The organism is Dermacoccus sp. Ellin185 (assembly GCF_000152185.1).
GTDB lineage: Bacteria > Actinomycetota > Actinomycetes > Actinomycetales > Dermatophilaceae > Dermacoccus > Dermacoccus nishinomiyaensis.
This window is the reverse complement of the sequence record NZ_AEIQ01000069.1, coordinates 1-13881: the sequence shown is the minus strand read 5'-3', so window position 1 is coordinate 13881 and position 13881 is coordinate 1. Positions and strand designations below refer to the sequence as shown.

Annotated in this window: 15 protein-coding genes and 1 tRNA gene; 11 read left to right on the top strand and 5 right to left on the bottom strand. The window is 70.4% G+C overall.

The window, feature by feature from the left end; all coding sequences use genetic code 11:
• Positions 1-89: 89 nt before the first annotated feature.
• Both HMPREF0321_RS07120 and HMPREF0321_RS07115 read left to right on the top strand, forming a co-directional pair.
• On the top strand, positions 90-878 hold the full coding sequence (locus tag HMPREF0321_RS07120; protein WP_040014655.1) for an ABC transporter ATP-binding protein: 789 nt from the start codon (positions 90-92) through the stop codon (positions 876-878).
• A gap of 6 nt (positions 879-884) precedes the next feature.
• A complete protein-coding gene (locus HMPREF0321_RS07115; RefSeq protein ID WP_006945348.1) occupies positions 885-1691 on the top strand; it encodes an RNA methyltransferase in 807 nt (268 codons plus the stop codon).
• Between the two features lie 101 nt (positions 1692-1792).
• Here the strand turns inward: HMPREF0321_RS07115 and HMPREF0321_RS07110 are convergent, their stop codons facing one another.
• Genes HMPREF0321_RS07110 through HMPREF0321_RS07100 form a run of 3 tightly spaced genes read right to left on the bottom strand, consistent with a single transcriptional unit; the run spans position 1793 to position 3553 of the window.
• Positions 1793-2335 (bottom strand): YbhB/YbcL family Raf kinase inhibitor-like protein, encoded by a 543-nt coding sequence (locus tag HMPREF0321_RS07110; RefSeq protein WP_006945378.1) that lies wholly within the window; start codon positions 2333-2335, stop codon positions 1793-1795.
• A gap of 55 nt (positions 2336-2390) precedes the next feature.
• Positions 2391-2768, bottom strand: coding sequence for a DUF3037 domain-containing protein (locus HMPREF0321_RS07105; RefSeq protein ID WP_006945422.1), 378 nt, complete (start codon positions 2766-2768; stop codon positions 2391-2393).
• Entirely contained in the window at positions 2765-3553 is a 789-nt protein-coding gene (locus tag HMPREF0321_RS07100) for a HipA family kinase (RefSeq protein ID WP_006945433.1), read from the bottom strand. Before HMPREF0321_RS07100 ends, HMPREF0321_RS07105 begins: the two co-directional genes overlap by 4 nt.
• A 32-nt stretch (positions 3554-3585) precedes the next feature.
• Here HMPREF0321_RS07100 and HMPREF0321_RS07095 point away from each other — a divergent pair, with 32 nt between their 5' ends.
• The 8 genes from HMPREF0321_RS07095 to HMPREF0321_RS07060 all read left to right on the top strand — a co-directional run bounded on the left by HMPREF0321_RS07095 (position 3586) and on the right by HMPREF0321_RS07060 (position 12463).
• Entirely contained in the window at positions 3586-4368 is a 783-nt protein-coding gene (locus HMPREF0321_RS07095; protein ID WP_040014654.1) for a 1-acyl-sn-glycerol-3-phosphate acyltransferase, read from the top strand.
• A 48-nt stretch (positions 4369-4416) separates the two neighbouring features.
• Entirely contained in the window at positions 4417-6528 is a 2112-nt protein-coding gene (locus HMPREF0321_RS07090; protein WP_006945432.1) for an ATP-dependent DNA helicase RecQ, read from the top strand.
• A 29-nt stretch (positions 6529-6557) separates the two neighbouring features.
• A complete protein-coding gene (locus HMPREF0321_RS07085; RefSeq protein WP_006945434.1) occupies positions 6558-7604 on the top strand; it encodes a glucose 1-dehydrogenase in 1047 nt (348 codons plus the stop codon).
• The gene (locus HMPREF0321_RS07080; protein ID WP_006945471.1) at positions 7601-9031 is read left to right on the top strand and encodes a DNA polymerase IV; all 1431 of its coding nucleotides are present in this window, start codon (positions 7601-7603) and stop codon (positions 9029-9031) included. The genes HMPREF0321_RS07085 and HMPREF0321_RS07080 overlap by 4 nt, the downstream gene beginning before the upstream one ends.
• 89 nt (positions 9032-9120) lie before the next feature.
• On the top strand, positions 9121-9570 hold the full coding sequence (locus HMPREF0321_RS07075; RefSeq protein ID WP_006945462.1) for an NfeD family protein: 450 nt from the start codon (positions 9121-9123) through the stop codon (positions 9568-9570).
• Between the two features lie 61 nt (positions 9571-9631).
• Positions 9632-10888, top strand: a complete 1257-nt coding sequence (locus tag HMPREF0321_RS07070; protein ID WP_006945464.1) for an SPFH domain-containing protein — start codon at positions 9632-9634, stop codon at positions 10886-10888.
• 85 nt (positions 10889-10973) lie between these two features.
• Positions 10974-11058, top strand: a tRNA-Leu gene (locus HMPREF0321_RS07065).
• 79 nt (positions 11059-11137) lie between these two features.
• Positions 11138-12463 carry a M20/M25/M40 family metallo-hydrolase gene (locus tag HMPREF0321_RS07060; protein WP_006945438.1) on the top strand — a complete coding sequence of 442 codons (1326 nt, stop codon included), beginning with the start codon at positions 11138-11140 and terminating at the stop codon, positions 12461-12463.
• Here HMPREF0321_RS07060 and HMPREF0321_RS07055 read toward each other — a convergent pair whose 3' ends face one another.
• A complete protein-coding gene (locus HMPREF0321_RS07055; RefSeq protein WP_038568187.1) occupies positions 12464-12664 on the bottom strand; it encodes a DUF5703 family protein in 201 nt (66 codons plus the stop codon).
• A 37-nt stretch (positions 12665-12701) separates the two neighbouring features.
• Here HMPREF0321_RS07055 and HMPREF0321_RS16450 point away from each other — a divergent pair, with 37 nt between their 5' ends.
• On the top strand, positions 12702-13046 hold the full coding sequence (locus tag HMPREF0321_RS16450; RefSeq protein ID WP_006945469.1) for a hypothetical protein: 345 nt from the start codon (positions 12702-12704) through the stop codon (positions 13044-13046).
• 71 nt (positions 13047-13117) lie between these two features.
• On the opposite strand, the gene HMPREF0321_RS07045 is transcribed toward HMPREF0321_RS16450, so the two are convergent.
• Positions 13118-13881 (bottom strand): aldo/keto reductase (locus HMPREF0321_RS07045; protein WP_050786514.1); only part of this gene is annotated, 764 nt, incomplete at its 5' end.

Sequence of the window (13881 nt, the reverse complement as noted above, 5' to 3'; positions counted from 1 at the left end):
CGTGTCGGTTGGGCGCCAGGCGCGTCCACGACGTCATCCGTGCCGTGTCGCGTGGCATTCGACCCCGTCGAGTCAGTAGGGTCACGGGTATGAGCGATGTGTTGTCCTTCTCCGGGATCGGTGTCACGCGCGGCGCGCAGAAGCTGCTCGACGACGTCTCGTGGGAGGTGGAGGAAGGCGAGCGCTGGGTCGTCGTCGGCCCCAACGGCGCCGGCAAGTCGACACTGCTCAACGTCGCCGCCGGTCGCATGCATCCCTCGACGGGCGTCGCCGGCATCCTCGGCGAAGTGCTCGGCGCCGTCGACGTGTTCGAGCTTCGCCCCCGCATCGGCCTCGCGACGGCGGCCCTCGCCGAGCGCATCCCCGCCGGTGAGAAGGTCTCCGACGTCGTCGTCACCGCGAGCTACGGCATGGTGGGACGCTGGCGTGAGAAGTACGACAGCTTCGACCACGAACGCGCACGCGAACTGCTCGACGAACTCGGCGCCGCGCACCTCGCCGAGCGTCGCTTCGGCACGCTGAGCGAGGGGGAGCGCAAGCGCGTCCTCATCGCCCGCGCCCTCATGACCGACCCCGAGCTCATGCTGCTCGACGAGCCCGCCGCCGGGCTCGACCTCGGTGCCCGCGAAGACCTCGTGCAGCGCCTCACCGCGCTCGCCGAGGACGTCGACGCACCGGCGCTCGTGCTCGTCACCCACCACGTCGAGGAGATCCCGCCGGGCTTCACCGACATCCTCATGCTGCGCGAGGGCCGCGTCGTCGCCGCCGGCCCGATCGAGTCGACACTGACGGCCGAGAACCTCTCGGAGACGTTCGGTCTCGCGCTCGAGCTCGATCGTCACGGTGAGCGCTGGAGCGCCCGCGCCGCGCAGGCCTGATCGCCGGTGCCGATCCGCATCACCTCACCCGACGACGACCGCGTCGCCGACTACTTCCGCCTCACCGACGTCGCGCTGCGCAAGAAGCTCGAAACCGAGCGCGGCCTCTACATCGCCGAGAGCGAGAAGGTCATCCGCCGCGCCCTCGCGCGCGGCGACCGTCCCCGCAGCTTCCTCATGGGCCAGCGCTGGCTCGACGACCTCGCCGACATCGTCGCGGACGCCGAGGCCGCCGACGTCCCCGTGTACGTGGGGGAGGCCGACGTCATCGAGTCGATGACGGGTTTCCATCTGCACCGCGGGGCTCTCGCGTCGATGAACCGCCCCGCGCTGGCCTTGCCCGAAGAACTGCTGCGTGACGCGCGGCGCGTCGTCGTGCTCGAGGACATCGTCGATCACACGAACGTCGGTGCCATCTTCCGATCGGCCGCGGCGCTCGGCGTCGACGCCGTCCTCGTCACCCCGCGCTGCGCAGATCCGCTGTACCGCCGCTCGGTGCGCGTGTCGATGGGCACCGTGTTCCAGGTGCCGTGGACGCGCATCGACCCGTGGCCCGGCTCGGTGACGCGACTTCAGGAGGCCGGATGGACGGTCGCCGCGATGGCGCTGGCTGACGATTCCGTAACGCTCGACGAACTCGCGGCGCGTGAGCCCGAACGCCTCGCGCTCGTCATGGGCACCGAGGGCGACGGCCTCGGAACGCGAACGGTCGCCGCGTGCGACGTCACCGTCCGCATCCCAATGGCAGGTGGCGTCGACTCGCTCAACGTCGCGGCCGCCAGCGCCGTCGCGATGTACACGCTACGCGTGTGACGGGGCGCGCCGAGGCCCCGACGTCGACGAGCATCCACTCGTGGGCATCGGGGCCTCGTGCTGTGTCGGCTGGCAGCCGCTGAGATCAGTGGCCGGGACGATCAGTGACCGTACAGGCCCGTCGTGACGCCGCGTGCGACGGTCTGGAAGACGGCGTTGAAGCTGAGGACGGCGGGCGTGACCGAGTCGTCGATCGCGAGAGGGTCACCCTCGATCGCGTGGACCGCGAACATGTATCGGTGCTTGCCGTCACCTCCGGGCGGGCACGGCCCCATCCAGCCCTTGACGCCGCCATCACCGGCGACGTGGAAGGCGCCCTCGGGCAACGCGGCGTCACCCGATCCGGCGCCCTCGGCGAGTTCGGTGACGTCCGCCGGGATGCCTGCGATCGCCCAGTGCCAGAAGCCCGACGGGGTCGGCGCATCAGGGTCGAAGCAGGTGACGACGTACGACGTCGTCGTCTCCGGCGCACCGCTCCACGACAGCTGCGGCGAGACGTTCTGCCCGTTCACGCCCCAGCCGTCGTAGACATACGCCTCGGTGAGGTCGCCGCCGTCGCTGAAGCTCGTGCTCGTGACGGTGAGGGCCGGGAACACCGGCAGGTGGTCGTAGGGGTTGGGCGCAGTGGCTCGTTCGATGCTCATGGTTCGACCCTACCGACCGCGCACCAGGATTGAGCGGGTATGGGCCTGAGCCAGCTCAGCGCACGAGCCGGCCGACGAGACGTTCGAGGGTGGCGCCCGGGTCGTTGCTGACCCCGCCGTGCATCGGGCCCGGCTGGACGATCGTCGAACGCGGCGCGCTGATCCAGCCGAAGCGTTGCCCCAGCTTCGGCAGGTCAGGGCGCCCGGGGCACGGCTCGCCGCGCACATCGGCGCACAGCGAGGCGAGCGACTGCTCGACGTCTCCGGCGGCGAGCGTCGGAGCGAACGCGGCGAGGCGGGCTGCGTCGAGGTGGAAACGGGCGTCGAGGAAATCGGCCATCTGCGCGTAGAGCGCGACGCCGACGTTGAGGAACTCCTCGCGCTCGATCGACGGCACGAGACGCAGCACGACGTACTGGTAGCCGACGCTCATCGCATCTCACCCGCGAACGCCGGCGACCATGCTTGCGGGGCGGCGAGGCGCGCGAGCAGGTTCTCGACGTAGGCGGCGCGCACGTCGTCGGCGTGCGGCATCGACTCACTCGTCTCGAGCCATTCGTCGGGCACGAGCGTCAGGATCTCGCGCAACAGGCCAGGGGTGACGAGCGCAGCAAGACGCTCGTGTGCGGCCGCTGCGGCCGCGGGCGAGGGGTCGACCACCCCGGCCATGATGTGGGAGCCCAGATCGAAGCGCTGCGCCGCGAAACGCTCCGGGTGGGAGCCCTTCGACGGCCACGAGTAGTGGAAGTACAGCGCCGCACCGTGGTCGATGCACCACGTCTGCCCGTGCCAGCGCACGAGGTTCGGGTTGTGCGGGGTGCGGTCGATGTTCGCGGTGAACGCATCGAGCCACAGGATCGTGGCGGCCTCGTCGGCGGGCGGCGGGATGGAGCCGTCATAGGCGAAGGCGCCCGGCAGCAGGTCGACGCCGAGGTTGAGCCCGACGCTCGCCGTCAGCAGATCTTGCACCTCCTCGTCGGCCTCGTACTTCGCGATGGCCTCCGGCAGCTCGACGAGCTCGAGCTCGGGCACCCGCAGGCCGAGCGCACGGGCGAGTTCGCCGACGACGACCTCGGCGACGAGCACCTTGAGCCCCTGGCCGGCTCCGCGGAACTTGACGACCCACGTGCCGAGGTCGGAACCCTCGACGACGCCGGGCAGCGAGCCGCCCTCACGCAGGGGGACGACGAAGCGCGTCGCCTCGATCTGTTGCAGCACCGCGTCAGCCTAGCGGGATTAGGCTGGTGGACATGGAACTCGTCTACCCTCCCGTTCTCGCCATTGCGCGCAGCCTCTTCGCCGCGCAGGGGCTCAAGTTCACCCTCGTCGGCTCCGAGAACCTGCCGCGCTCCGGTGGCGCCGTCGTCATGATGAACCACTTGTCGTACATGGACTTCACGTACGCGGGCTTCCCGGCGATCAAGCAGCGCCGCGTCATCCGATTCATGGCGAAGAAGGAGGTCTTCGACCACAAGATCTCGGGCCCGCTCATGCGCGGCATGAAGCACATCGCCGTCGAGCGCGGCAACGGCGCGCAGAGCTACCGCGACGCCGTCGCTGCCCTGAAGCGCGGCGAGCTCGTCGGCATCTTCCCGGAGGAGACGATCTCCCGCTCATTCGAGCTCAAGTCCTTCAAGACCGGCGGCGTGCGCATGGCGCAGGAGGCCGGGGTGCCGATCGTGCCGATGATCCTGTGGGGTTCGCAGCGTGTGTGGACGAAGGGCAAGCCGAAGCGTCTCGGGCGCACGAACACGCCGATCACCGTCGCCGTCGGTGAGCCGATGACGTACGACGAGACGCTCAGCCCCGAGGAGAACACGCAGCGCGTCAAGGACGCGATGCAGAAGCTGCTCGACGCGGCACGCGCGAATTACCCGACGCTGAGCGGCGCCGACCTCGAGTTCCTGCCCGCCTCCATGGGTGGCACCGCGCCGACGCTCGAGGAGGCCGAGGCCGACGACGCCCGCATCGCCGCCGAGCGGCGTCGCAAGCGTGCCGAGAAGGCTGCGGCGGCGTCCTCGTCGCAGGGCTGAATCCGCGTCGTTCTGGGGTTGTCGGTGTCTCGTGCCACAGTTCGTCCCATGAACGCTGAACACGACACCGGCTTCGACGCCGTCGCCTCCTCCGTGCTGCACGCCCTGGCCGGGCCGGACGCTCGCCTGCGCGACGATCAGCGCGTCGCGGTCGAGGCGCTCGGTCGGCCGGGCGCGCGCGTCGTCGTCGTCCAGGCGACGGGGTGGGGCAAGTCGGCCGTCTACTGGGTGGCGACGGCGATCGCCCGCAGCCGCGGCGCGGGCCCGACGCTGGTCGTCTCACCACTGCTCAGCCTCATGCGCGACCAGGTGGCCGCCGCCGAGCGTGCGGGGTTGCGGGCCGCTGCGATCCACTCCGGCAACCTCGACGCCTGGGGCGCCATCGAGCAGGCCGTGACGGCCGGGCAGCTCGACGTGCTGCTCGTCTCGCCAGAGCGCCTCGCGAACCCGACGTTCGGTGAACGCGTCATGCGTTCGCTCGCGGGTGATTTGGGGCTGCTCGTCATCGACGAGGCGCACGCCCTGTCCGACTGGGGGCACGACTTCCGCCCCGACTACCGCCGCGTCGCCGACGTCCTGACGACGCTCAACCCGGCGACACCCGTGCTCGCGACGACGGCGACGGCCAACGAGCGCGTCACCGAGGATCTGGCGCAGCAGCTGGGGGAGGCCTCCCTCGTGCTGCGGGGGCCGCTCGCCCGCTCGTCGCTGCACCTCGCGGTGCTGCCGGAGATGACGGCGTTGCAGCGCTACGCGTGGGTCGTCGACCATCTCGCGTCACTGCCGGGCAGTGGCATCGTCTACACCCTGACGGTCGCGGACGCCGAGCGTCTCGCGGCGGCCGTGACGGCCGCGCACGGTGACGAGCTGCCCGTCGCTGCGTACACCGGTCAGCTCGAGGCGGCTCAGCGAGAACAGCTCGAGGATGATCTGCGCCACAACCGTGTCAAGGCGCTGATCGCGACGTCAGCGCTCGGGATGGGCTACGACAAGCCCGACCTCGGTTTCGTCGTCCACCTCGGCGCGCCGGCGTCACCGGTGTCGTACTACCAGCACATCGGGCGAGCGGGCCGTGCCATCGACTCTGCCGTCGTCGCGCTGCTGCCCGCCGCGGGCGACGAGAACATCTGGGAGTACTTCGCGACGGCGACGATCCCGAAGAAGGAGCAGGTCGCGACGCTCCTGACCGCACTGCAGGCCGCGGCCGAGCCGATGAGCGTCGTGGCCCTCGACGCGGAGACGGGCCTGCGACGCAACCGGGTCGAGCTGCTGCTCAAGCAACTCGCCGTCGACGGCGTCGTCGAGCGCACCCCCGACGGCTGGCGTGCCACCGGCGTCGAGTGGAGCTTCGACGAGGAGCACTACGCGGGCGTCATCGCGACGCGGGAGCGCGAGGCCGACATCATGCGCCGCTACATCGCCGGCGCCCAGTGCCTCATGAAGCTTCTGCGCACGGCCCTCGACGACCCCGAGGCCGCCGACTGCGGCCAGTGCTCGGTCTGCCTGGGCCACCTGCCCGAGCCGCTGACGACGGACATCAACCCCGCGACGCTCGAACGCATCGCGGCGGTGCTGCGCGCCGAGACCATCACCCTCGAACCGCGCAAGATGTGGCCCGGTGGCGCGTTCGGCACCCGCGGGCGCATCCCCGCGAACCTCGCCGCCGACCCCGGGCGGGTGCTCATCCACGCCGACGCAGCCGAGTGGGAGGACGAGCGGCGAGAGGATCGGCGCGCCCAGGGCACGCAGGAGGCGTCGCAGGCGCTGCAGGAATCCGCGGTGCGCGTGCTCGCGGCCTGGTCGAAGACGTGGCGCCAGCGCCCCTCATGCATCGTCGCGCTGCCGACGCGGGTCGGCTCGGGCGAGGTCAGCACCGCCCGGGTCGAGTCGCTGGCCGCGCACCTCGGCGCCGCGGGCAAGCTGCCGCACACGACGTGGAACGTCGTGCCGCCCAACGTCGGCGATGCCTCGGGCGCCGAGGTGGCGACCGCGTGGCGCGAAGCCCTCGCCGGGAGCGCTCCGCAGGTCGCGGGAGCGAGCGTCCTGCTCGTCGTCGACACCTCGTCGACGACGTGGGAGCCCACCGTCGCCGCGGCCGCGCTACGCGAGGCGGGCGCCGTCTGCGTCCTGCCGCTGCTGGTCCACCGAAGCGTCGGATGACCTCCTGCCCGGGGCCTAGAGTTGGAGTCATGCGCGCACTCACCGTCCTGCCCCTGAGCAAGGATTCCCTCGCCGTCACCGACATGCCCGACCCGACGCCCGGGCCCGGCGACCTGCTCGTCGAGGGCATCGCCCTCGGCGTGTGCGGCACCGACCACGAGATCGCCGACGGTGCCTACGGCTGGGCGCCCGAGGGCGCCGAGCGCCTCGTCCTCGGCCACGAGTCGCTCGGGCGCGTCCTGCAGGCTCCCGAGGGCTCCGACTTCGCCGAGGGCGACCTCGTCGTCGGCATCGTCCGCATGCCCGACACCGTGCCGTGCGTCGCGTGCGCCGCGGGGGAGTGGGACATGTGCCGCAACGGCGAGTACACCGAGCACGGCATCAAGCAGATCCACGGGTTCGGTTCGCAGCGCTGGAGCATCCCCGCCGACCACGCCGTCAAGCTCGACCCGTCGCTGGAGAAGGTCGGCGTGCTGCTCGAGCCGACGACCGTCGTGACGAAGGCCTGGGAGCAGGTCGAGCGCATCGGCGCCCGCGCGACGTTCGCGCCGAAGAAGGTACTCGTCACCGGTGCCGGGCCGATCGGTCTGCTCGGCGCGCTCATCGGCGCCCAGAAGGGCCTCGACGTCTACGTCCTCGACCGGCCCACCGACGGTCTCAAGCCCGAGCTCGTGCGCGACCTCGGCGCCACCTACGTCACGGGCGACGTCGTGGAACAGATGCAGCAGATCGCCCCCGACGTCGTCATCGAGGCCACCGGCGCGGTGCCCGTCATCTCGGGCGTGCTCGCCAACAACGTGCCCTACGGCATCGTGTGCCTGACGGGCATCTCCGCGCCGAAGGAGCAAGAGGTCGACCTGGGCCACATCAACCGCGACCTCGTGCTCGACAACGGAGTCGTCGTCGGCTCGGTCAACGCGAACCTGCGTCACTACCAGGGCGCGGCCGAGGTGCTCGCGAAGGCCGACAACGCCTGGCTGGAGCGACTCATCACGCGACGCGTGCCGCTCGAGAAGTTCGCCGAGGCCTTCGAGCGCCGCGACGGCGACGTCAAGGTGGTCATCGACCTGGTGTGAGAGACGACGCCAGCATCGTCCACGTCGACCTCGACGCGTTCTTCGCCTCGGTCGAGCAGCGCGACAAGCCGAGCCTACGTGGACGCCCCGTCATCGTCGGTGGTACCGGCCTGCGCGGCGTCGTCTCGACGGCGTCGTACGAGGCGCGAGCGTTCGGCGCCCGCAGTGCGATGAGCACCGCCGAGGCACGGGCCATCTGCCCGGCCGGCACGGCGTTCCTCTCGCCACGGTTCGAGGCGTACCGCGCGTCGTCGCTCGCCGTCATGGCCGTGCTGCGCGAGCTGTCGCCGCTCGTCGAGCAGGTCTCGATCGATGAGGCGTACGTCGACCTGCGCGGCGCCGACCTCGAGGTCTCGAGCACCGCGCACGTGCGCGAGGTGCTCGAGACCCTACGCCGTGACGTCGCCGACGCAACGGGCGGTTTGAGCGTCAGCGCGGGGGCGGCGTCGTCGAAGATGCTCGCGAAGATCGGCTCCGACCTGAACAAGCCGGCGGGCATCACCGTCGTCGAACCGGGCAGCGAGCTCGAGTTCCTCGCGCCGATGTCGGTGCGCGCGATCAGCGGCGTCGGCCCGGCGACTGCGGCGCGGCTGCGCACCTTCGGTGTCGAGACGGTCGAACAGCTGCGCGCGATGACGCACGTCGATCTCGTCAGCATCTTCGGTGAGCGTCACGGGCATTCCCTCCACGAACTGGCGCGCGCCCGCGACGATCGGGACCTCACCCTCACCCGCGAGGCGAAGAGCGTCTCGCACGAGGAGACGTTCGAACGCGACGTCCACGATCGCGCCGTGCTGCGCCGCGAGATCGAGCGCATCGCGCAGGCCGTCTCCGCTCGCTGCGAGAAGGCCGGAGTCTTCGGGCGCACCGTGCACCTCAAGGTGCGCCTTCCTGACTTCAGTTCGTTGACGCGCAGCTCGACATCACCGACCCCGAGCCGTGACGCCGACGTCATCGCCCGCACGGCTCAGCGCCTGCTCGACGGGCTCGACCTCGCGCAGGGTGTGCGTCTCATCGGTGTGGGCGTCAGCGGTTTCGTCACGCACGCGCAGTCGGGGCTGTTCGAACTCGAGGCTCCCGTCGACACGCCGGCCTTTCCCGAGGCCGTCGGTGAGTCGTCGACAGCCGCCACCCCCAGCAGCGACGACGCTGACCCCGACGCCGACGAGGCGCCGTCGACCCTGCCTCAGGAGTTGACGACGCGTTTCAGCCCCGGCACGACGCCGTCGTGGCGCCCCGGCATGGACGTGCATCACGACGAGTTCGGCGCGGGTTGGGTGTGGGGTTCAGGGCGTGGCCGCGTCACCGTCCGGTTCGAGGGCCCGCTCACCCCGAAGGGTCCGGTGCGTACCTTCGCCGTGGACGATCCGGCGCTGACGCCCGGCGAACCGCCGGCCTGGGACGACGCCGCTGCCGCGTCGCCGTGAGGTAATCGTTAGGTTCTCGGGTCGAACCGGACGAGCGTTCCACGTAGATTGCAGGTACGAAGTCGTCGAAGCGGGGAGCTGGACCGAGCATGAACAACAGTGCATGGCTGATGTGGCTGGGCGTCGCCCTCGCGATGGCCGCCGTCGAGGCCGTCACGGTCGACTTCGTGTTCATCATGCTCGCGCTCGGCGCGCTCGCGGGCGCGATCGCGTCGTACTTCGGTGCGGACTTCGTCATCAGTGCGCCGATCGCGGTGGCCGTCGCCGTCGGGTTGTTGTTCACGCTGCGCCCGATGCTGCGTCGCCGTCTGCGCCCGACGCGCGACAACACCGACATCGGGCCGCGTTCGGTCGTCGGTCAGACGGGGTTCGTCGTCGAGCCGGTCTCCGAGTCGCAGGGCCTCGTCAAGGTGCACGGCGACCTGTGGAGCGCGCGCACCGACGTGCGCACGACGCTGCCCCTCGGTTCGCCCGTCCACGTCATCGACCTGCAGGGCGCGACTCTGCTCGTCGACCCCACCACCACCGAGCGGCGCTGAGCGAGCACTCCCGCCAGCGTCCGCGCATCACGCCGGGTTCGCCCGGCCACAGGGAGGGAACATGTCCCCAGGACTCATCGTCGTCATCCTGCTGCTGGTCTTCGCGGTCGTCGTCGTCATGCGCACGATCCGCATCGTGCCGCAGCAGACGGCTCAGATCGTCGAGCGTCTCGGCTCGTACAACCGCACGCTGACGGACGGTCTGCACATCCTCGTGCCGTTCATCGACCGGGTGCGCGCGAACATCGATCTGCGTGAGCAGGTCGTCACGTTCCCGCCGCAGCCCGTCATCACGAGCGACAACCTCGTCGTCAGCATCGACACCGTCATCTACTACTCGGTGACGGATCCGAAGTCGGCCGTCTACGAGATCGAGAACTTCATCCAGGGTATCGAGCAGCTGACGGTGACGACGCTGCGCAACGTCATCGGTTCGCTCGACCTCGAGCAGACGCTCACCTCGCGTGACCAGATCAACGGGCAGCTGCGCGGCGTGCTCGACGAGGCGACGGGCCGCTGGGGCATCCGCGTGAATCGTGTGGAGCTCAAGGCGATCGACCCGCCGGCGTCGGTGCAGGATTCGATGGAGAAGCAGATGCGCGCCGAGCGTGACCGCCGCGCAGCCATCCTGAACGCCGAGGGTTTCAAGCAGAGCCAGATCCTCACGGCCGAGGGTGAGAAGCAGAGCCAGATCCTGCGCGCCGAGGGTGAGGCGCAGGCCGCCGTCCTCAAGGCCCAGGGTGAGGCGCGCGCCATCCAGCAGGTGTTCGACGCCATCCACCGCGGCAAGCCGACGCAGCGTCTGCTCGCCTACCAGTACCTGCAGACGCTGCCGCAGCTAGCGCAGGGCGATTCGAACAAGATGTGGGTCATCCCCTCGGAGGTCACCGACGCGCTGCGCGGCATCTCGAGCGCTCTCGGCGGCGACGCCGGGCGTCCGGGCGACAACGATGACGAGGAATGGGTCGACCCCGGCACGAACGACGACAACGCGTTCGCCGACACGAAGCTCGAGGACCCTCAGGTCGCGCTCGCCAACGCGCGTGGCCAGGTCGACCAGGCAACGAACGAGGCGGAGGATTCGACGTCCCGCCCGCAGCACCCTTCCGGCGCTGACGACGGTGTGCCCGCCCTCGGCGCATCGGCGATGCCGCAGGCGCCGCGCGGCGCGCAGACGAGGCCCGCCAGCGGGTCCGACGCCGGTCTGCAGCCCGAGCCGGTCGACGCTCCGCGCGAGACCCAGCAGCAGCCGCAGCGTCAGATCCGTCTGCCGCACCGCCCCGAGCAGGACGGCGAGCAGCCGACGGGCCACGCCTGAGCCGAGCCGATGTGCACTCCAAGCGAACGCCTGGTAATGTTCTTCCTCGTTGGAAGGGCGCGAAAGCGGCCGGAAAACACCACCTGTCCGGGTGGCGGAATGGCAGACGCGCTAGCTTGAGGTGCTAGTGTCCTTTATCGGACGTGGGGGTTCAAGTCCCCCCTCGGACACACTTCACGAGAACGCCCCGGTGAGATACCACCGGGGCGTTCTTGCGTGCTGCCCACGCAGGAATGAAAAGGTGGAGCCATGGCTTCTCAGACCTCCTCCGAATCCGACGTCCTGCGCATCTGCCGCGATCTGATCCGCATCGACACGAGCAACTACGGCCCGGGCACCGAGGGCCCCGGCGAGCGTGAGGCGGCCGAGTACGTCGTGGGCCAGCTACAGGAGGTCGGCCTCGAACCCGAACTGTTCGAGAGCGAGCCGGGGCGCGCGAACGTCGTCGTCCGCATCCCGGGGGCCGACCGCGAACGCGGCGCGCTCGTCGTCCACGGCCACCTCGACGTCGTGCCAGCCGACGCCGCCGATTGGTCGCACGACCCGTTCGCCGCCGACGTCGAGGACGGCTGCGTCTGGGGCCGCGGCGCCGTCGACATGAAGGACATGGACGCGATGATCCTCGCGACCGTCCGCGACTTCGCCCGCCGCGGCGTCACTCCGCCGCGCGACCTCGTCGTCGCGTTCTTCGCCGATGAGGAGGCCGGCGGCGTCAAGGGTTCGCACTGGGCCGTCGACCACCGTCCCGAACTGTTCGAGGGCGCCACCGAGGCGATCAGCGAGGTCGGCGGCTACTCCGTCACCGTGCCGAAGAAGGGCGGCGGCGACCAGCGCGCCTACCTGCTGCAGACGGGGGAGAAGGGCATCCGTTGGATCCGCCTCACCGCCCACGGCCGCGCCGGCCACGGCAGCGTCCCCAACGACGAGAACGCCATCGCGCGCCTCGCCGCGGCGATCGGCCGCATCGACGCCCACGTCTGGCCGCGCCAGTACGTCGCGAGCGTCCGCCAGCTGCTCGACGGTCTCGCGGACATCACGGGCACGACCTACACCGACGAGGACACCGACGCGCTGCTCGCGCACATCCCCGGCGCGCGCACCTTCGTCGAGGGGGCCCTCGCGAACGTGTCGAACCCGACGATGCTCGACGCCGGCTACAAGCACAACGTCATCCCGCAGACGGCGTCGGTCAACGTCGACTGCCGCTTCCTGCCTGGGCACGAGGACGAGCTGATGGACGTCATCGCGGAACTCGCCGGCGAACACGTGACGATCGAGACGCTGCATCGCGACATCGCGCTCGACGCGCCGTTCGAAGGCCACCTCGTAGAACGGATGAAGGACGCGCTGCGCACCGAGGACCCGGGCTGCGAGATCTTGCCCTACTGCCTGTCGGCGGGCACCGACAACAAGGCACTCAAGCAGCTCGGCATCAACGGCTACGGCTTCACGCCGTTGCGGCTGCCGTCCGATCTGCTGTTCGCGCCGATGTTCCACGGCATCGACGAACGCGTGCCCGTCGAAAGCCTCGAGTTCGGGCAGCGGGTGCTCGCGCGTCTGCTCACCGACTGCTGATCAGAGCCAGCCGCCGTTGTCCTGCGGGCGCATGCGGATGATGCGGCGCCGCAACCAGATGCGGCGGACCCCACCGAGGTAGATGCGGGTGCGGGCCAGCTCCCAGTGCCCGTACTCGGCCTCGTCGGTGAGGCTCTGGCGGATGTCGCTGCGGCTCGCGTCACGCGCGAACGTGAGCGTGCGGTATTCGTACTCGGCCATCTGCACATTCTTGCGCGATCGGGGTAGCGTTTTCCACATGAACGCCGACCCGCGCGCTGCCCTCGAAGCCCTCACACTCGCTTTCGAACGTCACCTCGAGGCGTGCTCAGCGCGTCGCGGTGACGACGACCCCGCCGTCATCGCGGCATCCGACGCCCTGGCCGACGCGTTCGAGACCTACGACGACGCGTTGCTCAACGCGTTCAACGAGATGACGCCGCTCGTCCTGCTCGACGACGACGATTTCGATGATGATGACTTCGACGACGACGATTTCGATGACGACTTCGACGACGAGGACGAGGACGACGATGACCTCGACGATGCTGACGACGAGACGAGCGGCGACGAAAAGCACCGCTCTGCGCGCGGCCGCGGCTGAGGCGAACGCCCCATTGGGCCGAACGCTCGGCCACGGGGGCCGAGCGTTCTGACGACCAAGGCCGCCCGCCGTCAGGCGCCGGCGACCTCGTCGAGCGCCACGACGATCTCGCGCGGCACACTCAGCTCGCCGGCGCGCAGCGCGACACGCAGTTGAGCCGCGGTGCGAGACCCCGCGACGACGGCGTCGATGCCGGGCGCGTGCAACGACCAGGCGAGGGCCAGTTCGGCGGGGTGGACGCCGAGGCCGTCGGCCGCCGTCGCGAGTGATTCGACGACGGCGCGCGTCGTCTCACGTGAGGCTCCGCTCGCCACGAGATCGCCGGAGGCACGACGCGAATCGGCCGGCGTGCCGTGGCGGTACTTGCCCGTCAGCACGCCGCGCGCGAGCCCGGCGCCCGCGATGACGCCGTAGCCGCGCGCCGCGGCGGCTTCGACGACGTCCGTGGCGTCGGCGCGCAGCAGGTGATGTTCCACAGCGTGCGCGACGAGGTGGACGCCGCGCGCCGCGAGCAGGTGACTGACGTCGACCGCGCGCCAGGCGGGCACGTCACTCAGGCCGACGTCGCTCGCCCGGCCCGTCGTGACGGCCCACTCGAGTGCCGAGGCGACCTCGACGCTCGGGGTGACGCCGTCGTCACCTTCGACGAGCCACAGGTCGACGTGCTCGGTGCCAAGACGCTCCAGCGTCGCATCGAGCGCGGCCATGAGGCCGGCGCGGGAGGTGTCCGGGCCCGGGGCGAAGGGGAGCGCTCCGTGACGGCCGTTGCGCGCGACGAGCTGGTACTCCTCGCGCCGGCGGCCCTCGAGGGCCTCACGCAGCCGCACCTCGGCGG